14 protein-coding genes and 1 tRNA gene are annotated in these 24,189 nt (G+C 74.1%); 3 read left to right on the top strand and 12 right to left on the bottom strand.

Annotation, left to right across the window (positions count from 1 at the left end; all coding sequences use genetic code 11):
• The first annotated feature begins 9 nt into the window (after positions 1–9).
• The 3 genes from K7C98_RS29165 to K7C98_RS29155 all read left to right on the top strand — a co-directional run bounded on the left by K7C98_RS29165 (position 10) and on the right by K7C98_RS29155 (position 2,579).
• Positions 10–558: a DUF2058 family protein gene (locus tag K7C98_RS29165; protein WP_224195071.1), complete on the top strand. Its 549-nt coding sequence runs from the start codon at positions 10–12 to the stop codon at positions 556–558.
• Between the two features lie 67 nt (positions 559–625).
• A tRNA-His gene (locus tag K7C98_RS29160) sits at positions 626–702 on the top strand.
• A 296-nt stretch (positions 703–998) separates the two neighbouring features.
• Positions 999–2,579, top strand: coding sequence for a hypothetical protein (locus K7C98_RS29155; protein WP_224195070.1), 1,581 nt, complete (start codon positions 999–1,001; stop codon positions 2,577–2,579).
• Between the two features lie 75 nt (positions 2,580–2,654).
• Here K7C98_RS29155 and K7C98_RS29150 read toward each other — a convergent pair whose 3' ends face one another.
• The 12 genes from K7C98_RS29150 to K7C98_RS29095 form a co-directional block, all read right to left on the bottom strand.
• On the bottom strand, positions 2,655–6,137 hold the full coding sequence (locus tag K7C98_RS29150; RefSeq protein WP_224195069.1) for a TonB-dependent receptor: 3,483 nt from the start codon (positions 6,135–6,137) through the stop codon (positions 2,655–2,657).
• A 240-nt stretch (positions 6,138–6,377) separates the two neighbouring features.
• Positions 6,378–8,015, bottom strand: a complete 1,638-nt coding sequence (locus K7C98_RS29145) for an acyl-CoA dehydrogenase family protein (protein WP_224195068.1) — start codon at positions 8,013–8,015, stop codon at positions 6,378–6,380.
• 64 nt (positions 8,016–8,079) lie between these two features.
• Entirely contained in the window at positions 8,080–10,404 is a 2,325-nt protein-coding gene (locus K7C98_RS29140) for a heavy metal translocating P-type ATPase (RefSeq protein ID WP_224195067.1), read from the bottom strand.
• Between the two features lie 155 nt (positions 10,405–10,559).
• Positions 10,560–11,621: a group II intron reverse transcriptase/maturase gene (gene ltrA / locus K7C98_RS29135; protein WP_224195101.1), complete on the bottom strand. Its 1,062-nt coding sequence runs from the start codon at positions 11,619–11,621 to the stop codon at positions 10,560–10,562.
• Entirely contained in the window at positions 11,622–11,936 is a 315-nt protein-coding gene (locus K7C98_RS29130) for a hypothetical protein (RefSeq protein WP_224195066.1), read from the bottom strand. It abuts the gene before it with no gap.
• 561 nt (positions 11,937–12,497) lie between these two features.
• Complete coding sequence (locus K7C98_RS29125) at positions 12,498–13,250, bottom strand: hypothetical protein (RefSeq protein ID WP_224195065.1); 753 nt, start codon at positions 13,248–13,250, stop codon at positions 12,498–12,500.
• A gap of 310 nt (positions 13,251–13,560) precedes the next feature.
• Positions 13,561–15,033, bottom strand: a complete 1,473-nt coding sequence (locus K7C98_RS29120; RefSeq protein ID WP_224195064.1) for an alkaline phosphatase family protein — start codon at positions 15,031–15,033, stop codon at positions 13,561–13,563.
• A gap of 209 nt (positions 15,034–15,242) precedes the next feature.
• Positions 15,243–15,965, bottom strand: coding sequence for a 16S rRNA (uracil(1498)-N(3))-methyltransferase (locus K7C98_RS29115; protein ID WP_224195063.1), 723 nt, complete (start codon positions 15,963–15,965; stop codon positions 15,243–15,245).
• The gene (locus tag K7C98_RS29110) at positions 15,962–16,966 is read right to left on the bottom strand and encodes a hypothetical protein (protein WP_224195062.1); all 1,005 of its coding nucleotides are present in this window, start codon (positions 16,964–16,966) and stop codon (positions 15,962–15,964) included. The genes K7C98_RS29115 and K7C98_RS29110 overlap by 4 nt, the downstream gene beginning before the upstream one ends.
• A 12-nt stretch (positions 16,967–16,978) precedes the next feature.
• Positions 16,979–19,093, bottom strand: coding sequence for a sulfatase-like hydrolase/transferase (locus K7C98_RS29105; protein WP_224195061.1), 2,115 nt, complete (start codon positions 19,091–19,093; stop codon positions 16,979–16,981).
• Between the two features lie 638 nt (positions 19,094–19,731).
• Complete coding sequence (locus K7C98_RS29100) at positions 19,732–23,283, bottom strand: hypothetical protein (RefSeq protein ID WP_224195060.1); 3,552 nt, start codon at positions 23,281–23,283, stop codon at positions 19,732–19,734.
• A gap of 59 nt (positions 23,284–23,342) precedes the next feature.
• A complete protein-coding gene (locus K7C98_RS29095; RefSeq protein WP_224195059.1) occupies positions 23,343–24,014 on the bottom strand; it encodes a tetratricopeptide repeat protein in 672 nt (223 codons plus the stop codon).
• Between the last annotated feature and the right edge of the window lie 175 nt (positions 24,015–24,189).

Here is a 24,189-nt window from a genome sequence, read left to right as displayed (position 1 = left end):
TTGCGCCCCATGCTCGACCTCAAGGCCAAGCTCGCCGCCGCGGGCCTCGTCACCCAGGAGCAAGTCGCCGCCGCCGAGCGGAAGAAGGCCGGCAAGCCCGCCGGATCGCCCGCGGGCCGGCCCGCCGCCAAACCGGCCCAGGCCCCCGCCAAGCCCAGGTCCGGCCTCGACGTCGCCGCGCTCAAGAAGGCCGGCAAGAGCGAGATCTACGACACCATCCGCCGCGTCGTCGATCGCACGCGCCTCGACCCGGTCGGCGGCTTGCCCTCGGAGCGCGCCGAGGCGTTCCACTTCCCCACCGCCCAGGGCTCGCTCGGCCGCCTCACCCTCGAGCCCGAGCTCCACGCCCAGATCACCGAGGGCCGGGCCGCGATCGTCGCGTACATGAGCCACCACGGCCTGGCCCACTGCGTCGTCCCGCGCGCCGTCGCCGACGACCTCGCCGAGGTCATGCCGCTGTGGCTCCGCGTCTGCAAGGACCACCCGGCCGCCGGACAGCTCGCGCCGCCCCCCGCGCCCCGCGAAGACCGCGGCGCAAAACCGACGCAATCGGGCTAGCCAACCCCAGCGGCTTGTGTTACACACCGCCTCCCCGGCCCGTCCGGGGACACAGTCCATCCACACGGCGATTATAGCTCAGTTGGTTAGAGCGCTCGGTTGTGGTCCGAGAGGTCATGGGTTCGAATCCCATTAATCGCCCCAAGTCTCGCGCCTCGAAGTCTCGCCCCGGCTCACGCCGGCCTTCGTCGCCAGCCCGATGACTCCGAGCCGCTGCTCCGCCTCCGCGTGAGCCCGGCGCCGGAGTCGGGCGCTTCCCTGGTTCTGCGCCGCGGCGTCGGTCCTCGACGGCTCGGCGCGCATGCCGACGCGTGCGTGCTCGCTCGCCCGGCGCAGCCGACCCGGCGGTCCGTGCCGGGGTCGTGGCGTGCTACCCTGCAGAGGTTCCACGCCCGGCAATTCGCCGCGTGTCTCGACCTCATGACGCCGCACAGAGTCGCGTGACACCCCGCACGCCAAAGACTCACGCCCTCGCTGCGGCTGCAGCCTTCGCCGGCATCCTCCAGCTCGTCGCCACGCTCGAGCTGTCGCTGTCGAGCGACTCGGCCGTCATGCGCGCCGCTCGCGAGGGCCCTGCCATCTACCTCGCCGCGGCCGCGGCCGTGGCGGTGTTCGGCGGCCTGTCCGCCTGGCAGCGCCACCGGCCCCTGCGCGTCTGCCTGGCGCTGGGCCTCCCCGGGCTGCTCGCCGCGATCCTGCTGGTCCGCCTCCGCGGCTCGACGCTCGGCCTCGCCTATCACGGCGAGCTGCTGCTGCATCACTTCCTCGCCGTCCTGTGCGCCGCCGCCTGCGTCTCGGTCGTGCTCGGGTGGGCCGCCGATCACTCGCTGGGCCGCCTGCGCATGGTCCCGGCGGCGCCCGCGGTCGCCGGCGCCGCGCTGCTGCTGGCCGAGCACCTCGGCCGCGCCGCCGACGAGCCCATCGGTCTTTCAGGACAGGTCGGAACGGTCAGCCTGCTGCTCGCCGCGCCGCTCGCCCTCGCCGCGCTGTGGCGCCACCTCCAGCCGCCCGCGCTGCGCCTGGCCGCGCTCGCCCTGCTGGCCCCGCTCGCCGTCCGCTGCGCGCTGGGCGGCTCGGCTGTCCTTACGGGCATGCCCCTCGGGACAGACGGGGCCGCGCCGGTGCTCGTCACCATCGGCGCCGCCGGGCTGCTCGGCGTCGGCCTCCTGCGCCCGCGAGCCGAGCGCGGCCTGCACGGCGCCGCCCTGGCGCTGGCGGCCGTCGCCTGCTTCTCGCTGCACCGCAGCTACACCCAGCGGTTCGGCGACCTCGAGGCGGCCGTCGGCCAGCTCGCGCGCTCGCTCCTCGGCTTCGAGCTGCCCTACCCCGGCTACCTGCCGGGCTGGCGGATCGTCGCCGCCATGCTGGCGCTGTTCGTCGTCCTCGCGCTGACCACCACCTCGCTGCTGTCGCGCCGCGATCACGTGCGCGGCCTCTGCCTGGTGATCCTCCTGTGCGCCGGCCTCGGCCTGTCGACCCCGCAGCTGGTGCTCATGACCGGCGCCGGCCTGCTGCTCGGGCTCGACACCCTCGCCGGCGCCCCCGCTCCCGCGCCGCGCGTCACCGCCCCCGCGCGCCCGCTCGAGCCGATCGTCGCCGAGGCCGCGGCGCTGCTCGGCCTCGCCGCGCCGACGGTGCTCGAGCAACAACGCGGGACGGTGATCGCCATGCGCGGCGAGGTCGAGCGCGTCGCCGTCGATCTGCGCGCCCGCCAGGACCGCGACGGCTGGCACGTCGTCCTGCAGGCCGGCGTGCTCGGCCGCGGCGCCCCCGACGTCGAGCTCGTCCCCGGGCGCGAAGGCGACGAGCCGCACCCGCTGGTCGCCGGCCACCGCGCCCGCGGCGACGCCCGCCGGCTCGAGCGCCTGCCCGAGTCGTTCCTGCTGGCCCTGACCCCGTTCCCCGACCATCGCACGCGCGTGTGGCCGGGCGGCTGCCAGATCGAGCTCGGCGCCCGCCTCGACGCGCTCGACGCCGCCGCGCTCGCGGCTGTCCTTCGCGGCATGTCCGAAGCGACCTAGCTTCAGGGGCATGTCCCGAGGGGCATGCCCTTGCGGACACTCCCCGCACGGCGCCCGCGGGGGCTGTCGCTGCGCTCAGAAGCGCAGCCGGACCTCGAACTGCGCGCCGACGGGCTGCTGGAACTGGGTCTGCACGCCGAAGTTGCCCTGCGCGGGCAGCACGTTGCGTTGGAAGAAGGCCGTGGGCGCGTTGGCGCTCTGGACTTTGGCGTGCTTGAGGTCGTCGAAGTCGCCGCCGGCGATCGCCCGGCTCTGCGAGAACGAGTAGGTCTCGTCGACCCGCAGCACCGCCTTCGAGTTGGTCAGGTTGACGAGGCGCGCCACCACCTCGAGCTCCATCTCGCCCGGCAGCGGGTACGCGTAGGAGATCCCGAGGTTGGCGAAGTAGTTGGGCTCGAGCCGACCGCCGGCCCCGCGCGGCAGCACGTACACCAGCGACAGCCCCTGGTAGCGGTTGTTGTCGGCGTAGACGCTGATCGGCGAGCCCGACTGGAAGCGGAGGTTGACCCCGAGCGTGAGCCGGCCGCCGCGGCGGAGGTCGAACGTGTAGTAGCCGTCGAGCTTGATCTGGTGCGGCCGGTTGTCCCACAGCGGCCCGTAGCTGTTGCGCACCAGCTCGGGGATGTCGTACGTCGTGCTCGCGCCGATGTTGATCGCGCCGGTGTTGCGGTCGACGAAGCCGTCGTAGTTGCCGATGAGCCGGCTGTAGATGTAGCTGCCCTGGAACACCCAGTTCCTGGCGAAGCGCTTGGTGATGTTGAACACCCACGCGTCGTAGTTGCGGATCGGGCGCGAGAACGTGCTGCCGACCTGGTGAAACGCCGAGGCCAGGAAGTTGCAGCGGCTCAGCTCGCGCAGCATGCTCTGCCGCTGGGGGTCGTCGGCGTCGGCCGCGTCGGCCGCGGCCTGCAGCTCGGTGCAGCGGGCCTCCTGGCGCGCGAGGTCGTTCGCCGACACCGACTCGCCCGGGTTGGCCAGCAGGAAGTTGAGCCCGCCGTTGGTCGACACGTCCTCGATCGCGCGGCCGAGGCCGTCGTGCTGCCAGCGCACGCCGACCAGCAGATCCTCGATCACCTCGTGCTCGTAGCCGGCGTTGAAGCGCTGGACGTACATGCCCTTGAGGTCAGGTACCACCGCGCCGAAGGTCAGGCCCGAGGTGCTCGTGTTGCCGTCGACGCACCACTCCGTCGGCCCGCCGTTCTCGAGCCGATCGCGCGCCACGCCGCCGATCGTCACCGGCGCCGCGCAGTCCGAGTTGCGGTAGCTGCGGGTGACGTTGACGAGCCCGCCGAAGATCCGGTTGCCCAGGATCGCCGGGATCTGGGCGTAGAACCACCCGTAGCTGACGTAGAGCCGGCTCTTGCCCTCGTCGGTCCAGTCGTAGACCAGGCTCGCGCGCGGGGCCACGTTGTCGGCGATGAGCAGGCCGCGCCGGCCGAACACGTCGCGCAGCTCCTGGATCTCCCAGCGCACCCCGCCCGAGACGTAGAGGTTCGACAGGATCGACCACTTGTCCTGCACGAACAGCGCGTAGTTCTGGCTCGACAGCGTCGACGCGTAGGCCGGCACCCGGACGCCCGCGCCGAGCGGGGTGGCGATCGCCCGCAGGTCGTCCTGCTCGTAGCGCACGCGCCCGAACCCGAGCGTCTGGCGCTGGTCCGGGTTGTCCGCCTGGACCACGATCGCGCGGTTGTTGTTGACCCGGTTGGTCGTGTTGATGTCGTACTCGCGGGTCACCGGGTCGTAGCAGTACTCGCCGCCGCCGATCTGTCCGCTGGGACAGTTGGCGTGGAAGTCGGGGTCGTTGCCGCCCGAGTAGGCCGAGCGCTGGCCGATCCGCGAGCCGTCCATCTCGAACCCGTACTTGAGCTGGTGGGCCCCGCCGCGGCGCGCCGACAGGAAGTGCGTCAGCGCCACGCCGCCGCCGATCCGGTCCTGCCTCGTCCCCGAGTACGAGCCGATGCCGCCCGACAGCCACACGCGCGTCGGACATGTCAGGCCCGGCAGGCTCGAGTCGTTGCACGCGTCACTGACCCCCTGGACCAGCCGCACCGCGTCGTCGCGGTCGAGCAGATCGTAGAGGTTGCGACCCTGCGTGTCGCGCTCCTGCATCAGCGGGAGCTGGCGCATCACCTCGTGGTCGAGCTTCCACGCCTGCTGGCTGCGCAGGCGGGTGTAGTAGAGGTAGCCGTCGAGCTCGAGCTTGTCGCCCAGCGTGCGGCCCTCGTACTCGAGGCCGACCCCGGTGCCGTTGCTGTAGTCGGTGCCGAAGCTGTCGTTGACCACGCCCGAGGCGACCCGCGAGGCGCCGCCGAGCGTCGCGTTCGGGTTGGTCCCGAACGCGTTGGGCTCGGCCCCCGGCGGCTGGCGGAAGCTGCGGCGGCGGAACGTCGGCCCCCCGCCGCCCGACAGGCGCAGGCGGTGGCGCGTGCTTATCTGCCAGTCGAGGCTCGCCGTCCAGCCGAGGTCGAAGCGCCCGGTGCGGAACTTCTGCTCGGCGAACTTGGTGGTGTCGATGTAGTTGCCGTTGGCCGCGCAGTCGTTGACGCCGTTGGCGTACGGACAGCCCTCGTAACCGCCCGACATGTCCTTGTCGCGGCGGCGGTAGAACGACTGCACCAGCGAGTTGTCGCTGCCGCCCGGCGCGACGCCGACGGCGAAGAACAGCTTGTCCTTCACGATCGGCCCGGACAGCGTCGCCACGCCCTGCATCTCGTAGTTGTAGATCTCGGCGACGCGCAGCGACTCGTCGGTCGCGTCGATGAAGCGCGGCGGGGCGATCCGCGGCGTGACGCGGAACAGCACCTGACCGCGCCAGCGGTTGCTGCCGCCGATCCGGCGCGCGCGCACCAGACCGCCGCTGGCCCCGCCGTTCTCGGCGTCGAACACCCCCTCGACCACCTCGACCTCGTCGACGAACTCCTGGACGATGCTGGCGCCGACGGTCCCGAACGCCGGGCTGGTCGAGTTCTGACTGTCGACGACGTACTTGCTCTCGGCACTGGTGGCGCTGCCGATCCGGATCCCGCCGGCGTCCCGGCCCGCCGTCGGCGCGAGGTCGACCACCGCCGTGTAGTCGCGGTTGGTGCCGCCGAGCGGGATCTTGCGCATGCGCTCGACGTCGACCTTGGTGACGTTGGCGCCGTCGGTGCGCACCGGCGCGGCGTCGACGACGATCGTCTCGACCCACCGCCCCTCCGGATCGAGCTGGAAGTCGATCCGCAACTTGGTCCCCGGCGCCAGCTCGGCGATCCGGGTCAGGTTGTTGTCGCGGTAGAGCGCCTGCACCGTGTAGAGGCCGGGCGGCAGGTCGCGGAAGGCGTACACGCCCTCGCTGTTGGTCTCGGCCTGGCGGGCGCCCTGCAAGCAGTTGCACTGCAGGAGCACGACCACGCCCGCGATCGGCTCGCCCGTGTGCTTGTCCTTCACCGCCCCGCTGAGCCCACCGTTCTCGGCGTGGACCGTCCGCGGCATGACGATCGCCAGCACCGGCGCGCCGACGAGCACGGCCGCCGTCAGCACGGCGCAGCGATGTCGGTGGCGGACGCGGGTGGACATGGACAGGACGAGCGTAGGCCAACTCGCCGCGCCGCGGTCCGCTCCCCGATCGGACCGTCCTGCAGCGAGCGGGACGCCCCTCCGCAGACGCGCTCACCCACCCCCGCGGTTTCACGCGACCGACGTGAGGAAGCCGGCCGGCAGCCCCGACTGCGACCGCGGACCTGGTCTTCGGAGCAGGTCCGGCCCCGGCGCGAAGCCGGGCCGCGCACAACATGTCCCGAAGACCAGACCTCTCGCTCAGCCCGCGAACGGCCCGCGCAGGCGGTGGGCGACGAAGCGGCCCAGGAGCTCGCCGGCGCGCGGCTCGGCGTCGGCGGCCTCGGCCAGCAGCAGCGCCTCGGTGAGGTAGCCGGTGCCGAGGGCGATCCGGCGGGCGCCGGCCTGCATCGCGGCTTCCCCGTGGGACATGTCCCTTTTGACCTGTCCGATGAGACCGCGGACGCCGGCGCGGATGGTCTCCAGGTCGGCGTCGGCGACGTTGGCGTACGAGCGCGCGGCCCGGGCCGCGAGGTCCTGGACCAGCGCCGTGAACGCGCCCTCGCGGGCCTCGGCGCGCAGGACGTCGAGCGACAGCACGTTGGTGGTGCCCTCCCAGATCGTCAGCACCTGGGCGTCGCGGAGCAGCCGCGGGACCCCGGTGTCCTCGATGTAGCCGGCGCCGCCGAAGCACTCGAGCGCCTCGGACGCGATCGACACCGCCTGCTTCGCGGTCGTCAGCTTGGCGATCGGGATCAGCGCGCGCAGGCGCCGGCGCTCGGCCTCGCTGGCGGTCCCGGCCTCGGCGCGGCCGAGCAGCGCCGCGCCCTCGAGCACCAGCGCGAGCACGGCCGCCGCCTCCGCGTCCATGTCGTCGAGCGTGGTCTGGTGCAGCGGCAGGTCGATGAGCCGGGCCCCGAACGCCGAGCGGCGGGTCGCGTAGTCGCGGGCCAGCGCGCACGCGCGCCGGATCCCCGACGCCGACGCGATCGCGTTGTAAAGCCGCGTCACGTTGAGCATCCCCGAGATGTTGGCCACCCCGCGCCCCGGCTCGCCGATCAGCGTCGCCTCGACGCCGTCGAGCGTCAGCTCCGCGGTCGGCAGCGCCTTGGTCCCCAGCTTGTCCTTGAGCCGGTTGACCTGGATGCCGGTCCAGCCGCGCCCCGGCTCGCGCCCGATCTCGACGCAGAACAGCGACAGCCCGCGTGAGCCCGGCGTCGTCCCGCCGTCGTCGATGCGCGCCAGCGTCAGCGCCATCTCCGACGTCGTCGCCGACGTGAACCACTTGACCCCGTGCAGCGTGTAGCGCCGCTCGTCGCCGACCACCCGCGACGGGCGCGCGATCGTCTCGCTGTTGCCGACGTCCGAGCCGCCTGTCCTTTCGGTCATCCACTGGCCCGAGGTGATGAACCGCTCCGGGTCGCGCGCGGTCAGGCCGGCGACCAGGCGGTCGCGCAGGGCCGAGGGCGCCAGGTCGAGCAGCACCCGCGTCGCCGCGTCGGTCATCGCCAGCGGGCACGAGTAGGTCGCAGATGTCCCCGAGAACAGGTACAAAAGAACAGCCTGGGCCACGCGCCGGTGCTCGCCGAGGCGCTCGTCGTAGCCGGTGGCGACCAGGCCGTGGCGCGCCGAGAACCTGCGCAGCTCCTCCCACGCGCCGGAGGTGCGGATCTCGTCGACGCGGCGGCCCCACGCGTCGTAGGGCACGTGCACCGGCGGCTCGGCCTCGGCGCGGATCATCCAGTCCCACAGCTCGCCCGTGGTCGCGCGGCCGATCGCCTCGTACTGCGGGCGGATCTCCTGCAGCACCGCGGGCGGGAGGCGCTGGCGCAGCAGCGCGTGCAGGGGTTCGTCGCTGGCGAACAGATCGGGGCGGCCCGGCGGCTCCTGGAAGAACATGCGCGATCCGTAGCACGGATCGCCGCGCGTTACGGAGCGGCGCGCATCGGGCCGACCGCCATCCTCACCGCTCGGCCGCGACCCGGCGCAGCGCCAGGCTGCTGACCACCACGGTCACGCTCGACAGCGCCATCGCGCCGGCCGCGAGCATCGGGTCGAGCGCGCGCAGCCAGCCCGGCAGCGCGCTCAGCGGGTACAGCGCGCCGGCCGCGATCGGGATCAGCACCAGGTTGTAGGCCGAGGCCCAGAACAGGTTGCGGCGGATCGTGCGGACCGTGGCGCGACCGATCGCCAGCGCGTCGAGCAGACCGCGCAGGTCGCTGCGCAGCAGCGTCACGTCGGCGGCGTCGACCGCGACGTCGGTGCCGCTGCCGATCGCCACCCCGACGTCCGCCTGGACCAGCGCCGGCGCGTCGTTGACCCCGTCGCCGACCATCGCCACCCGGCCCACGCGCTGCAGCGCCGCGACCGTGGCCGCCTTGTCGGCCGGCAGCACCTCGGCGTGGACCTCCGCCGCGTCGATGCCGACCGCCGCCCCGATCGCCTGCGCCGTGGCCCGCAGATCGCCCGTCAGCAGCGCCACCCGCAGCCCCTGCCCGCGCAGCGCCGCCACCACCGCGCGCGCCTCCGGCCGCGGCGCGTCGGCCAGCGCCAGGGAGCCGAGGTACCGCCCGTCCCGGGCGACGTGGACCCGCGTCCAGCCGGCCTGCTCACCGGTACTTTCGGACATGTCACGCGCGGCGCTCCGATCCCTGTCGGGCCCGTTAGACATGTCCGAAGAGACATTGCCACACGTCCCTTCAGACATGTCCTCGGAGACGCCCTGCGACGCCAGCCACGCGCGCGTCCCCAGCCACACCTCGGCCCCGTCGACCAGCGCCCGCAGGCCGCGGCCGCCGATCGCCCGCACCCCGGTCGGCGCGCGCAAGGCCAGCCCGCCGGCCTTCGCCGCCGCCACGATCGCCCGCCCGAGCGGGTGCTCGCTGCCCTGCTCGGCCGCGGCGGCCAGCGCCAGCAGCTCGTCCGCGGTCACGCCCGCCGCCGGCGCGACGAGCTGCAGCTGCGGGCGCCCGAGCGTCAGCGTGCCGGTCTTGTCGAACACGACCACCCGCACCCCCCGCAGCGCCTCGATCGCCGCGCTGTTCTTGAACAGCACCCCGCGGCGCGCCGCCGTCCCGGTGGCCACCACGATCGCCGTCGGCGTCGCCAGCCCGAGCGCGCACGGGCACGCGATCACCAGCACCGCCACCGCGCGCATCAACGCGTGCGCCGCCCCGTGCGACGACACCAGCAGCCATGTCCCGAAGGTCAGGAGCGCCAGCGCGATCACGATCGGCACGAACACCGCCGCGATCCGGTCGACCAGCGCCTGCACCGGCGCCTTGCTGGCCTGGGCCGCGCGGACGAGGCGGACGATCTGCGACAGCGCCGTGGCCGCGCCGACGCGGGTGGCGGTCAGGCGCAGCAGCCCGGGCCCGTTGATCGTCCCGCCGGCCACCGTGTCACCTGTCCCTTTGGTCACGGGCAAGCTCTCGCCGGTCAGCACGCTCTCGTCGACCGTCGACTCGCCCTCGATCACGCGGCCGTCGACCGGGATGGCCTCGCCCGGGCGCACCACCACGACGTCGCGGACCTTGACCGCCTCGGCCGGCAGCTCGACCTCGACCGCGTCGCGCACCACCCGGGCCCGCCGCGGTCGCAGGGCCAGCAGCGAGCGCAGCGCCTCGCCGGCCCGGCCGCGCGCGCGCGCCTCGAGCAGGCGCCCGAGCGCCACCAGCGTGACGATCGCCGCGGCTGTCTCGAAGTACAGGTGATGCCCGGCCGCGCCCGCGACCACCACCGGCGCGCTGGCGGCGAACGCCACCCCCGCCCCGAGCGCCACCAGCACGTCCATGTTGGCCCGCCCGGCCCGCAGCGCCCGCGCGGCGCCGACGAAGTGCGGCCGGCCGGTGTAGGCCAGCACCGGCAGCGCCAGCGCCAGCATCAGCCACGGCAGCCACGGCCGATCGGCCAGCGCCCCGAAGTCGCGCGCCATGCTGACGGCCATGAGCGGGGCCGTGCACGCCGCGCCGACGACGAAGCGGCGCCGGCTGGCCCGCAGCTCGGTCGCGCGCGCGGCTGTCTCTGCGGACAGGTCGGCCGCGTCCGCGCCGGCGATCACCCCGAAGCCCGCCGCCTCGACCGCCGCCACCAGCGCGCCGCGGCTGGCCGGCGCCGCGGCCGCGAGGCTCACCGAGGCCGTCTCGCTGGCGAAGTTGACCTGCGCCGCCGCCACCCCGGGCACCTTCGCCAGCGCGCGCTCGATCGCCTGGGCGCAGTTGGCACAGCGCATCCCGGTGAGCGCGAGCTCGACGGATCCGCTCGCGGCGGCGCTGACCGGGGCGTTCACGTGGCCGCGAGCATAGCCGAGCCGCGGGCGCGCGGCCGGTGACCTGGCTCTCGAGTCAGGTCATTGGTAGATCCTTTCTTATCAGACGCGGTCTCCCGCGCGAAGACAGACAGGACCCCCGTTCAAACCGTGCATGCGGATTTCCCGCACACGGCTTACCGGTGGTCTCTCGGGCCGTCGCATGACGCGGCCTCCGGGTACTGCACGGTCCCACGAAGTCGATGGAGACCGTGCTCGTGGAAGAAGTCGTGAGTCCATGGCAGAGCTTCTCCTGCCCGCAGATTCCGTCCTTTGCGCCTCAGCATGAAGCGCCGGAGTCGACTGCGGACATAGTCGTCGATCTGCACGAACTTCGCGTGGGCGTTCCCGGTGCGGAAGTAGTTGCCCCAGCCGCGTAGCACCGGGTTGATGTCGCGGATGATCACCCGCACATCCTTGACCCCGTTGCGATGACGGCCAGTCATCTCCTTCACGCGCTGCCGCACTCGCGTCATGCTGCGCGTCGACGGCCAGCGCTGGAGGAAGTACACCCTGCGGCGTTCCTTCTCCCAGATCGGCCCGGACATGCGTTTGCGCAGGTGGCAGCCGAGGAAGTCGAAACCTTGCCGTCCCCAGCTCAGCTCGACTCGCCTCGTCTTCTCGGGATGCAGCCCCAGCTTGAGACGGCGCAGGATCTCGCGGACCCTGGCCTCGGCCTCCTCGCACGCCTTCCTGGTCCTGCACAGGATCACGAAGTCGTCCGCGTAGCGCACGAGCTCGCCCAGATGAGCGTGTCGTCGCTGCCACAGCTTGTCGAGGACGCCGAGGTAGATGTTCGACAGCAGCGGTGAGATCACCCCGCCCTGGGGTGTCCCCGAGAGCATCGCCGTCACCTGGCCGTCTTCCATCACGCCGGCTTCGAGCCACTGCCGCACCAGCTTGAGGACCCTTCGATCCGAGATCCGCATCGCCACGAGCTTCATCAGCCGCTCGTGATCGATGCTGCCGAAGTAGTCGCGGATGTCGGCGTCGAGCACGTGATTTCCACCGCGCGCTCCCAGCACGCGCAGGCGCTCGAGCGCCTGCGTCGCGCTGCGCTTCGGCCGGAAGCCGTACGAGCACGGAAGGAAGTCCGCCTCGAAGATCGGCTCCAGCACCAGCTTCGCCGCCATCTGCACCACTCGGTCCCGGACTGTCGGGATCCCCAGCGGCCGCTTCTTCCCATCCGCCTTCGGGATCTACCGCCGCATGACCGCGCTCGGCCGGTATGTCCCCGCCTCGAGCTCTGCACCAATCGCTTCGAGGAAGCGATCGACGCCGAGCTCTTCCACCTCGGCCAGCGTCTGGGCGTCGACGCCCGCTGACCCCCTGTTCTTCTTGACCCGCTTCCACGCCTCCTTCAGGACGTCACGCCTGAAGATGCGGTCGTACAGCGCATGGAAGCGGCGACCCGGTTGCCGCTTGGCTGCGGCCCACAGTCGGCGTTGAAGTTCTCGCACTTTGTCACGCGGCCTGCGCCGCCTGGGGTTGTTGGGACCTGTCCTGCAGGCCATGCCCTCGCGCTTACCTTCTTCTCCGACACGACCACCCCAGGGGTCCTTCCCTCCGGCAGCGTTGTTCTGCGCCGCCCTCGCCGGTACTACGGCCCCCTCGGACTCCCGCTGCACAGCGCTCGACTTCGCCTTCGGCTTATACGAGCCGCCTCGCCCCGACACGGGCCGTGCAGACGGGCCTCTCCTGTTCCGCATCGCTCCTTGAACGCGTGCTACGCCCCATACCCCGGAGGGACCCATCGCGCTTTCTGATCCGGACTCGTGCGCGGTGGACGTGGCCTTCGCCGTGAAATGAGCGGCTCGGCTCCCCCATTGTTGATCTGACGAGGCTGCAGGCTTCACTTGATGTTGCGGCCCGCGTTCTTGCTCCCTCCGAAGAGGCTCTCGACGCCCCGCTCGGGCCACGACGATCTCTCGCCGTGCCTGGGGCCTGCTACCGGGCGCTCCGGCGCCTACCCGGACGGGACTCTCACCCGCTGGAACGGTGCAGCATGACGCGGCCTCGCCGCCCCCTTCAGGGCCGAGCCCGTCCGCGTCGTCAGGACGCACCACCGCGCGATCTCACCAGCAGTAGCTGCCCTGGGCGTTGGGCAGGTTGACGAGCTCGCAGGTCATGCCGGTCGGGCAGTCGGCGTCGCTCACGCACTGGAGGAAGCACGACTTCTGCGTCGCGTCGATGTTGAGGCACTTGGTGACCGCCGGGCTGTTCGGCTTGGGCACGCAGTCCGCCTCGGACTGGCACAGGTACGAGCAGAACCCGTCGAACGCCACCATGTTCTGGTCCTGCAGGTTGAGGCAGATGATGTCGCAGTTGTTGGTCGGGAAGCAGTTCGAGTAGAGCCCGGCCGCCGGCTGCGGGTCCTTCGGCGGCGGGTCCGTCGTCATCATCATCGTCGTCGAGCTCGACGACGAGCTCGAGTCGGTGGTCGTGGTCGTCGTGCTCGAGCTCGACGAGCTCGAGCTCGACGTCGTCTCGTCCTCGGTCGTCTCCGACTCGGTCGTCACCGGCGGCGGCTCGGTGGTCATCGTGGTCGGCGGCGGCATGGTGGTGCTCGTCGTCGGCGACGTCGTCGTCGGATCGACGGGCTCGGTCGTCTCGGGGTCGTTCGTGGTCTCGTTCGTGGTCTCGCTGGTGCCCGGCGTGGACCCGGGCGTCGTACCGGGCGTCGTCCCCGGCGTGGTCCCGGGCGTGCCCCCTGCCGACGGGTTGAAGCTGGAGAAGCCGCTGGTCCCGCCGTCGTCGTCGCTGCAGCCGACCGTCGCGGCGAGCAGCCCGCCCAACAGCACCACTCGCAAGCCACCATGGATAAGCATCGTCCTCAGTCCCTCCGCGCGCGACACCTGCCGCCCGCAGTTCAAGGCATCCCAAACCGCGCCAGGTGCGTCAAGCACGATCGCGCGGCCTCGAGGTCGACGACGCGGCGACCCAATTTCACGGCCCATGTGGCCATACGCCCCGAGCACTAGTGCCGCGACCGGGTCATTTCGAGTAGTCCTCGCGCCGGGCTCCGACAGGCTGGCAAGGCGCGAGGAGGGAGCATATCGGGCAATATGTGACCGACGAGCAACGCGGCCAGCGTGGCGGAGAACTAGCGAGGCTGCTCGAAATGGCCCGGTCGCGGCACTAGCGACGCGCCCGGGCCCGGGGCCGCACGTGCTGCACCAGCGGACGCAGAAGCCACGCGAGCGCCGCGCCCTCGGCGATGCTGCGGACCACCACGAACAGCACGCTGACCGTCGCGCTCCAGCGCGGCATCAGCGGCGGACCGGCCTCGCCGAGGCCGAGCCCGGGCAAGAGCCACACCTCCGGCGCGCGACACAGCACCAGCGCCGCGGCCAACAACCCCAGCGCAGGCACCAGCTGGGCCCGCGCCGAGTGACCGGCGAGCCCGAGCCCCAGCGCGAGCACGGCCGCGGGCACGCACGCCAGCCACAGCTGCAGCCCGCGCGGGGCGAACACCGGCGGATCCGACAGCGTCGGCCATCCGTGCATCACCGCCACCCCGGCGAGCGCCAGCAGCAGCGCCCACGGCAGCCCACGCCACCCGCGTGACCTGTCCGATCGCACACCCGGCACCAGCGCCAGCGCGACCAGCACCGCCGCGATCGCCACGCGCAGCGGCCCCGGACGCGGCAGCGTCGCGCCCGGCGCCGGATCGGCCAGCGCCTCGGTCCAGGCCCGGCCGCGGGCGTCGCTGGGGAGTTTCGCCCCCAGCGCGTCCGCGACGGCGCGCGCGAGGTCGACGAGGTGGATCGACGCGATCGACGTCGACGGTGCGATCCCCGGCCCCGCGACGCAGGCACGCACCACCCGGATCTCCGGCTCCTCGCCGCCGTGCCCGCCCGCGGGGCGATGCCCGTGGTCCGCGAGCACCACCCACAGCGCGTCCGCGGGCCCGACCGCCCGCATGCGCCCGAGCAGCTCGTCGGCGCCGCGGACCGCCTCGGCGTAGGCCGGCGAGGCCGCGCCCGACGCGTGCCCGGCCTCGTCGACGCGCAGCACGTGCACATGCACGAGCCGCGACGACGAGGCCACCGCCGCGATCGCCTGCGCCGGAAATTCGGCGCGCCACACCTCGGGGTCCTCGGGGTCGCGCGACGGATCGGGCCGCGTGCTGGCGAACCCGAACGAGCGCACGATCTCGGGGTGCGACTCGGCCAGCGCCACGCTGTCCGCGACCTGAGCCGGGCTCGCGCCGGCGGGCGGCGCCGCGAGCTGCGTCGCGCGGTACTGCAGGCCCGACTGCTGCTGCGTGCGCCCGGTCCACAGCGCGGCCTGGACCGGCAGCGAGACCGTCGGGAAGCCGACGTCGACCCGCAGCTCCTGCCCGGCCGCGCACACCCGCGACAGCGCCGGCAGCTCGCTCGCGGCCGCCGCTCCCAGGCCGTCGAGCACCACCACCCGCACGTGCTTCGCCTCGGGAAGGCCCGGCCCCGAAGATGTCCCGAAGAACATGTCCATCGGGACCTGTCCGTCGCGCCCGACGAGCGCGCGCACGAACGCCTTGCGGGCCGGGTTGGCGCCGAGCGCCAGGGTGGCCAGCACGACCGCGCCGGCGAGCCAGCGCGTCGCGGCGGTGCTGCGAGGACCGGTCACCCGCCTGGCACGCTAGACCGGCGCCCCGCGCCTGTCGAGTCGTCTCGACCACCGACCACGAGCCCCGTGAGCGCGCCGGACGGCGGCGTCGTTGAGTTGGTGATGACGCCGTCGCCCTCCGCGACTGGAGGGCGCCGTGTTGCTGTCGCCGCGCTGCCCTGGCGGCGTGGCGGCGCTCGCAACGTCCGCGACGCATGCGAATCCCTCGCTCACGGCGCCAGTCGGGCCAGCAGCGCCACCACCGCCGTCTCGACGCGCAAGATCCTCGGGCCGAGGTCGATCGCCCGGGCGACCTGCATCAGCAGCGCCACCTCGGCGGGGATGAAGCCGCCTTCGGGACCGACGATCAGCGTCGCGGGGCCGATCGACGCGCGCGGGCACGGCGTCGTCGCTCCCGGGTGAGCCACCAGCGGCGTGCGCCCCTCGCTCAGCGCCGGCAGGCGCTCGCGGACGAACCGTCCGAAGTGCTCCGGGTGGATCTCGACCGCCGGCACGATCGTGTCGCGGGCCTGCTCGAGCCCGAGGCGCAGGTCCTCGGCGAGCGCGTGCGCGTGCAGGCCGTGGCTCGAGAAGTAGCTCTTCTCGACCCGCTCGGCGCGGAACAACACGAAGCGCTTGACCCCGAGCGCGGTCGCCTGCTGCAGCACCTTGCGCAGCGTCGGCGGTCGCGGGAGCGCCAGCGCCAGCGTCACGTCGAGCGCGGGCGGCGGCGGCTCGCCGAGAGTCAGTTCGAGCGTCGCCGCGTGCTCGTCGAGCGCGACGATCGTCGCCCGACCGAGCTCGCCGCCCTCGACGCCGACGCCGACGGTGTCGCCGACGCTCGCCCGCAGGACCTCGCGCAGGTGCGCGAGCCGCCTGTCCGCGAGGACAGCCCGGTACGAGCCCGCGGCGACAGGCGCGAGCTCGTCCGGGCGCAGCAGGATCAGGTTCACTGCCCGACTTGCTGCTGCTGCTGGCGCGACAGGTAGGCGAACGTGCTGGCGATCTGGAACCCGAGCAGGCGGCCGATCCACGGCAGCGCCTCGGGCTCGGCGGCGGCGCGGATCTCCGCCGCCAGCACGCGGACCTTGGCCGCCTCGACGTCGTTGCCGGCGAGCCACAGCGTGATCGCGGCGTCGTCGAGCAGGTTGGCGACCTGCGCCTTGAGGTCGGCGCGCAGCGTCTCGTCGCCGCGGGCCCCCTCGAGCAGCGCGTCGTAGCGGGCGTCCTCGGGGCTCTGCTCGTTGAGCTCGGGGTGCTTCTCGTTGACGCGGCGCATCATCGGCTCGACGTCGATCACCGGCGGCCACACGTTCACGCGCGCGTTGGCGAGGACCATGATCACGTTGTCCTTGTCGGGCGCGAAGTCGACGGGGGGCAGCACGCCGTCGAGGAAGCTGGTCGGGCGGGACGCCGGCGCCTCGCCGAGGTGGACCAGCATGTCGTCGAGCTGGCGCGGCACCGCGAACCCGGACGACAGCGTCTGCTCGCGGGCCCAGCGGATGCGGGCGCGGGCCCAGTCGGCGGGGACGCGGCGATCGCCGGCGCCGCGGTTCCAGTCGCGGATCATCCGCGCGCGCTGGCCGTCGGTCTGCACGTAGGTGGCGAAGTCGACGATCTGATCGCGGCCGCTGATCGCCGCCACCCAGAGGTAGCTGCGCTCGTCCTGCGGGGCGCTGATCATCACGCGGCACAGGCCCGGCGTGCTCTCGGTGTCGACGACGGCGACGGCCTCGAGGTCGCCGCGGAGGTCGTTGAGATCGCCCGCGGACCAGCCGCGCGGCGCGTCGGCCTCGGGGATCGTCACGCCCTTGCTGCGCAGCGTGTGGATCGCCTTGCGCGCGGCCTTGCGGACCTGTTTGTCGTCGTGGTCCTGCAGGGCGACGAGCGCCGCGGCGTCACGAGCGGCGACGAGTTTGGGGATCGACTCGAGGAGCGAGGGGCCGGATGCCATGCGCGGCGATTACTACATCCCGTGGTCGAGCGCAAAGGCCGGCTTGAGGTCGGCGCCGGTGCCCCAGCGGCTCCGCTTCCACCGCCCGTCGGCGGCCGTCTCCCACGCCAGGGCCGTGCGGGTCAGCCGGAGCGCGATCCCCCCGTCGTCCTCGAGATCCCGCGTCTCCCCGGGATCGGCCGCGAGGTCGTACAGCCGCTGCGCGTCGCGGCCGCTGCCGACGATCAACTTGTAGTCGCCCAGGATCGCCGCGCGGGAGCCGTCCCCGAGGTACGCCACCACCAGCCGGGGCGGCGGCTGCGGGTCGTCGATCAGCGGCACCAGGCTGTCGCCCTGCCACTGGGCCGGGAACGGCAGCCCCAGCAGGTCGGCCAGCGTCGGCGCCAGGTCGAGCAGGTCGACCGGCGCGGTCACCCGGCCCGGGGCCAGCAGGGCCGGCGCGCGGATGACGAGCGGCACCCGCAGGCTCTCCTCGTGCAGCGAGAACCCGTGCAGCGCCCCGCCGTGCTCGAAGAACTCCTCGCCGTGCAGCCCGACCAGCACCAGCGCCGCCTCGTCGAGCCCGCCCTGCTCCTCCAGCGCCGCCATCAGGTCGGCGAGCGCCGCGTCGACCACCTGCAGCTCGCCGCGGTACAGCCGGCGCACGTAGTCGCGCTGCGCCGGCTCGGCCACCACCCGGCCCGCGCGCACGCGTCCGAGCCACAGGTGCGTCAGGTGCGGCAGCGGCGCGCCGGGCGGCGGCGGCCCGCCGACGTGCCCGCGCGGCGGATCGTAGGGCGCCTGCGGATCGGTCACGTCGGCGTACACGAACCGCGGCGCCGGCCGCCCGGCGATCGCCTCCAGCGCCGCGCGCACGACCGACCGCGCGTCCTTCCCCGCGCCTGTCCCTTGGGTCATGTTACGCACGAGGTCGAGGCCCTGCACCAGCCCGCGCTCGGCGTTGAAGTCGGCGTTGGCCGCGACCCCGGCCCCGTAATAACCTGCCCGATCGAGCAGCTCGGGCAGCAGCACCTGGCCGTCGGCGACGAAGGTGCCGCGCACCGTCGCGTGGCCCGGCGGCGGCACCGACGACAGCAGCGCCGCGTGGGTCGGCACCGCCCACGGCGACACCGCGTAGGCGCGCTCGAACACCAGCGACTCGGCCGCCAGCCGCTCGACCGCCGGGAAGCGCGGCCCGCCGAGCAGCGCCCCGAGCAGGTCGTCGGCGCGCGCCCCCTCGACCGCCAGCACGATCAGGTCGCGCGGCTTGCGTTCGCGGCGATCGACCGGCCGCGAGCGACCCGCGACCAGCTGCAGCACCCGCAGCGTCGCCCCCTCGCCGCCCGCCGGCGTGCGCACCTCGATCCGCAGCGGCTGCCCCCCGTAGCCCGAGAGGTCGAGGTCGCGGCCCGCCGGCCCCAGCGCCCCGTCGAGCAGCAGCGCCGGCGCCCGGCCCTCGCGGTGCTCGGCGTCGGTGCTGACCAGCACAGCCAGCTCGCCGCGCCCCTCGACGCGCAGCCGGCCGCGCCGCGGCGCCAGCGCGTAGAACGCCAGAGATGTCCCCTGGGACAGCTCGATCGAGACCTCGTCGCCGTCGCCGGAGTGCACGCGGTAGCCGCCCGCCTGCGCCGGCGGCCCGGCCACGATCGCCGCCCGCGGCCCGACCTCGACCCGCTGCACCGCCGCGCTCGGCTGGCCGCCGCGAGCCTGGCGCGAGAAGTGCAGCCGCAGCCGGTTCTCGCCCGCCCGCACCAGCGCCGGCGGCAGCGAGAACGTGCGCCGCTCCCAACCTTCCCCGAGGGACAGGTGCGCCAGCGGCTGCTCGTTCCACAGCGCCGTGACCGCCTGCCCCGGCACCATCGAGCGCAGCGTCACCGCCATCGCCAGCCCCGGCTGCCCCTCGCTGTCCGGGTGGAGCCTCGGCGCCAGCTCGCCGTCGAGCGGCAGCGCCAGCGTGACGCCGGCACCGACCACCAGCGCCCCCCGCTCCTCGCCCAGCTCCTCGGCCAGACGGACCCCCGCCCCCGTGCCGAGGTCGAGGTTGGCCCGCGCCTGCACCCGCCCGAGCTCGACGACCAGTCGCCCGTCGACCAGCGTCAGCGCGCCGGGCCGCTGGGCGATGAGGTCCTGCCACAGATCGGCCGTCACGATCCTCGCCACCGGCGCGGGCGCGGCCGGGCGCGGCGCCGCGGGCGACGGCGCGGGCTCGGTCCTGGCGGCCTCACAGGCAGGCCCGAAGAGACATGTCACAAGCGCCAGGCTCCCAAAAACATGTCGTTTCAAACATGCCCCTGAGAACATGCCCATCAAGACATCCTTGATCGCGCGCCCTACCGGCGCTCCGCCCGCTCCGGCGGGCCGCCGCCCCTGCACACCGCCCGACTCGCCCCCACCGGCGCTGCCGCGAATTCCCGTCCGGGTCGCCGCCAGACCTGCCCACCCTGAAGCCTGGTCATGGTACCCGCACCGCGGACCCTGCACGGCGACGGTCGAGTCCTCCGTCTCGCCCCCTCCGACCCTGCCGCGCGCGCTTGTCCCGGTCATGCTGCTGCGCGGGTCTCTCCACCCGGAAGCCCGGTCGGCGTACCCGCAGCACCGCCGGCCCTGCACCGCCGACGCAGCCGTGTCTTCCGGCCCGCTCTCTCCGACCCCGCCGCGCTTCCCCTCGATCGCCCGGCCCGCCGAAGCCGGGGAATCCGCCGAGGCTGCCGGTGGCGCCTCGTGCTCTCGTCGTCGATCCATGGTCGAGCGTCCTGCTCCGATCTACACCAGCGGCGGCGGCGCGCTCACCCGTCCTGCCCCTTGATCTCGCGCGGCCGGCGAGCGGGGTCGCGGACCAGCCCGAACACGACCGCAAGCAGGTCCTCGTCGCCCACCACCATCGGTGCGGCCTGCCGCCCCGGAACGGCGGCCAGCCCGGCGATCACCACGTCGAGCACGGCTTCGATGCGGGCCGGCTCGAGCCCCGCCACCAATTGTTGCAGCGCCCGCCTGCGGACCGCCGGGTCCCCGGTCACCGCCAGCGCCGCAGCCGCCCGCAGCCGCGCCGCCCCGCTCAGCCCGCGCAACGCCGCCAGCCTCGCCGGCTGCATCGCCTCGACCGAGCAGAACGCCTCGGCCTCGACCGGCAGCGGTCGCGCTGCCCCCGCGGGATCGCTCGGCCGCGAAGCACCTGCTCCTCCAGACATGTCCTTCGCACCAGCTCTGGCCGTGCCGCCCGAACCGCCCGTCGCGCCCTGCCCGGTCGAGGTCCCCGAACCTGGCTCACCGGACATGTCCCCCCCGGCCCCGGACACCCCAGCGCCGATCGTGCCTGCCCTTCCGGACATGTCCTTGCCGCCCGGTGCCGAAGAACCTGTCTTTTCCGCCGTGTCCTTCGCGCCAGGCGCCGACGGATCGCCGAGCGGCGTCACCGGAGCCAGCTCGGCGGCCAGCTGCGCGGGCGCCAGCGCCGGCGCGACCACGCCGGGCACGTCGCCGCCGAAAGCCCGCTCGAGCCGGCGGAACGCGGCCGGGTGCGTGAGCACCACCGCGAGCTCGGGCCACACGGCCGCGCGGACCAGCGCAGCCGCCTCTTCGTCGGTCCACGCGTATTCGGCGAGCGCCAGCGCCAGCTCCTCGCGCGCGTGCCAGCGGCGCGCCGGCGGGACCTCGGCGAAGTAGCTCTCGACCCCGCGGATCAGCGCCTCGCGTCCGGCCTCGGAGTGGCGGGGCGCCCACGCGTCGTTGCCGTCGCGCACCGCCCGTACCGCCAGCCGTAGCCGCACCTCGTCGGCCTCGTCGCCGTCGACCCCGTGCAGCAGCTGCTGGCGCAGCGCCAGCAGCTCGTAGTGCCGAGCGTCGATCCACTGCGCCATCCTCGTCGCCCGCCGCCACACCGCGCGCGGCTCCGCGGCCGCCGCGGCCGCCGCCTGCACCAACTGGTCGGCGTGATCGCGGCGTCCGAGCACCAGCGCCAGCTCCGACTGCAGCGCCAGCTGCCCCGCCGCGATCTCCTGGGGCACGTGCGCCAGGCTGTCGACCAGCGCCTCCGCGGCGATCCGCGTGTCGGCGGCGTACATCAGCGGCACCGCCACCCGTCCGGCGCAATCGAGCGTCAGATCGGCCTCGATCGTCCCGCGCAGCGCGTCGCCCAGCCCCGGCGCGCCGAGCCCCTCCTTCCGGGCCAGCCGCAGCGCCTGCGCCAGCGACCCGCTCGCGTCGGGCGCCAGCGACTCGGCCAGCAGCGGACAGGCGGCCCCGCGCGGAGCCGCCGGCGCGCGCGCGAACGCCGACTCGGTCGCGCGCCGCTCCTGCTCCAAAAGCCAGGTCTCTCCGAAGATCTGCAGCACCGCCGCGCGATCGTCGGCGTCGCCGCAGCGCTCGCCGCAGGCCGCCCGCTCGAGCACGATCGCCGACCCGGCCGCGCGCACGACATCGTCCGTGGGCGCCCCCCGGACCACCGTCGCCAGGGCCAACGCCGCCCACGGCCGTCCTGCCCCGAGCTCGTGACGCGCCTCGGCCGCCGCCAGCTCGGCGATCGCCGCCAATCCGCGGGCTTGCCCCTCGGCCAGCCCCCACGCCGCGATCGCCACCGCCTGGTCGCGGCGACCCGCCGCTCCGCGCAGCCGCGCCAGCTGCAACAGCCGCGGCAGCGTCCCGGCGTCGACCGTTACGCGCGCCGACCACAGCCCCGGCGGGGGGACCGCTCGCTGCGCCGGCCCGCCCGCGGCGGCCGGGGGATCTGACCCGCGGGCCATGTCACCGGGAGCGCTCGCACCGGTCCCGCCGGACACGCTCGTAGCGGCCGGCTTGCTCGCCTTGCCGACTGCCGCGGAACCTGTCCTCACGGACATGTTATCCCCACTCGCCCCCGCCGGGTCACCTGTCCCCGCGGACACCTTGGCCCCGCCCGCCGGCTCGCCAGACCCTCCGGCGCCCCTGCTCCCCGCCGGGTCACCTGTCCCCGCGGACACCTTGCCCCCGCTCGTCTCGTCGGACCCTCCGGCGCCCCTGCTCCTCGCCGGGTCTCCTGTCCCCGCGGACACCTTGCCCCCGCTCGCCGCCTCGCCCCTGCTGCCCGCCGGCTCACCTGTCCCTGCGGACACCTCGCCCCCGGTCGCCGGCTCGCCGGACCCTCCGGCGCCCCTGCTCCCCGCCGGGCTACCTGTCCTCGCGGACACCTTGCCCCCGCCGGCCAGACCACCTGTCCCTGCGGACACTTTCCCACCCGCGCGCTTCGTCCCGCGCGGCGGCGACTCGCCGGTCATCTCGCGGGCCAGATCGTCGGCCACCGCCGCCGCGCGCCCCGGCGTCGTACGACCGCCCAGGCTGCCCGTCAGCGCCATCTCGGCGCTCGGCAGATCGCCGAGCAGCACGAACACCCGCCAGCCCATCGCCGCCGCGCCGGGATCGTCGTCCGCGGCGTCGAGCAGGCGGATCACCGTGCTCGCCGTCGACCGCGCCGCGTCGTCGCCGGGCAGCTCGTAGCCGGGGCCCAGCTGGGCCAGCCGCAGCCGCACGTAGTCGCGCGCGAGGGCCGACACCCGGCTGTCGGCCGCCGCGACGACGTCGGCCGCCGCCGACTCCCCGATCCATCCGCGCAGCTCGTCGAGGTCGACCAGATCGAGGCCGAGCTCGCCGCGCAGCTCCGCCGCCAGGAGTTCGGCCACGTCGCTCGGCTCGAGCTGCACCCGGAGCCGCACCGCCGCCTCGCGCAGCGCCGCAGGACCGGCCGCCCGCGCCTGCTCGAGCGCCTGGGCCAGCGCCTGCGCGCGCGCGTCCAGCGTCGGCGGCCGACAGCGCTCGCCCTCGCAGCCGCCGAGCGTCCGCTGGGCCCGCGCCTGGATCTTCGCCGCAGCCACCACCTGCTCGTGCAGCGCGCGATCGGCCCGCCACTGCGCCTCGTCGGTGGTCTTCTTGCCCCTGGGACAGATCATCGCCACGCGCCGGAGGTCGAGGTCCGCCGCCAGCGCCTCACCCTCGGCGAAGAAGCGGGCCGCGCGGCGGCGGAACAGCTCGCACACGTCGCGCCGGCCCGCCAGCGGATCGGTCTCGAGGCTGGCCGCGCGGGCGTAGTGCGCCGCCGCCAGCCCGAGCCGGCCTTCGGTCGCCTCGAGATCGGCCAGGGCGATCAGCGACGGCAGCTCGGCGTGCTTGCGGAAGTCGCGGAGCAGCACCGCGCGGGCCTCGTCGGCGCGCCCGAGGGCCACCAGCGAGCGCGCCCACGCCCGCGCCGCCTTTCCGCGCGGCAGGATCCGGGCCCGCCCCGCGCGCGCCACCACCTCCTCGTGGCGGCCCTGCTCGGACAGCCGCGGCAGCCGCGAGTGGCAGGCCGGCGAACCTGTCCCGAGGAACATGGCCAAAGCGACCAGCGCTTTCCGCCATGTCCGATCGGACCGGCGCGAGCCGCCTGCGGTCATTCTCCGGCCCCGCCGACCGGGGCCGGGCAGGCCAGCGCCTCGGCGCCGCCGGCCTCCTCGATCAGCTTGGCCAGCAGCCGGCGATCGCCCGCGCCGAGTCGGTCCTCCGCGCCCTTGGCGGCGCACAGCGGCTCCTTGGCCGAGTCCTGATCGCCGAGCGTGATGTAGCCGCTGGCGAGCCGCAGCTGGGCGACCACGCGGCCGGGGTGCGCCTCGACCTCTTGCTCGAGCAGCTCGATCCCCGTCTCCGAGTCGCCGTGCTTCAGCAGCCGCGACGGCGCCGCGACGTACAGCGAGCCGAGCAGCTGCGTCGCCGCGCCCTCGCGGAAGTCCGGCTCCTTCTCGCGGGCCTTGCGGGCGTACGCCTCGGCCTCGGTCACGAGGCCGCCGGCCTGGGCCCCGCGGTTCTCCGCCAGCCGGCCGGCGATGGCCGCGCGGGCGAACGCGTAGGCCGCCGTATCCTCCTCCCACGAGGTGATCAGCGCGTACGCGTCCTCGCGGTCCTGCTTGGTCGCGGTCCCGGCGTCGATCTGGGCCTCGAGCGCCTCGTAGACGGCGAGCGGGTCGCGCCCCTCGGCCGCCGCCGCGAATTTCGGGTTGGCGGCGTTGCCGTGCGGGCGGCAAGCGGCGAGCGCGAGGAGAGCGGCGGCGAGGAGCGAGCTGCGCATCGCCGGCACAAATACCACGGCGCTCGCCACGCGGTCACTTGTCGTAGGCCGACGTGACGCTGGCGTAGTCGGCCGCGCTCGCGCTCTTGAACGCCGACAGGCCGGCCTCGCGGCACGCGGCCTTGCCGTCGCCGGCGCAGATCTTCCCGAGGCTGGCCTGGAACGCCTTGCGCTC

Origin of the sequence: Nannocystis pusilla, assembly GCF_020073745.1 — a bacterium.
GTDB classification, from domain to species: domain Bacteria; phylum Myxococcota_A; class Polyangia; order Nannocystales; family Nannocystaceae; genus Nannocystis; species Nannocystis radixulma.
Note: the sequence above shows the minus strand (reverse complement) of the source record. Positions and strands in the feature narration are given on the sequence as shown.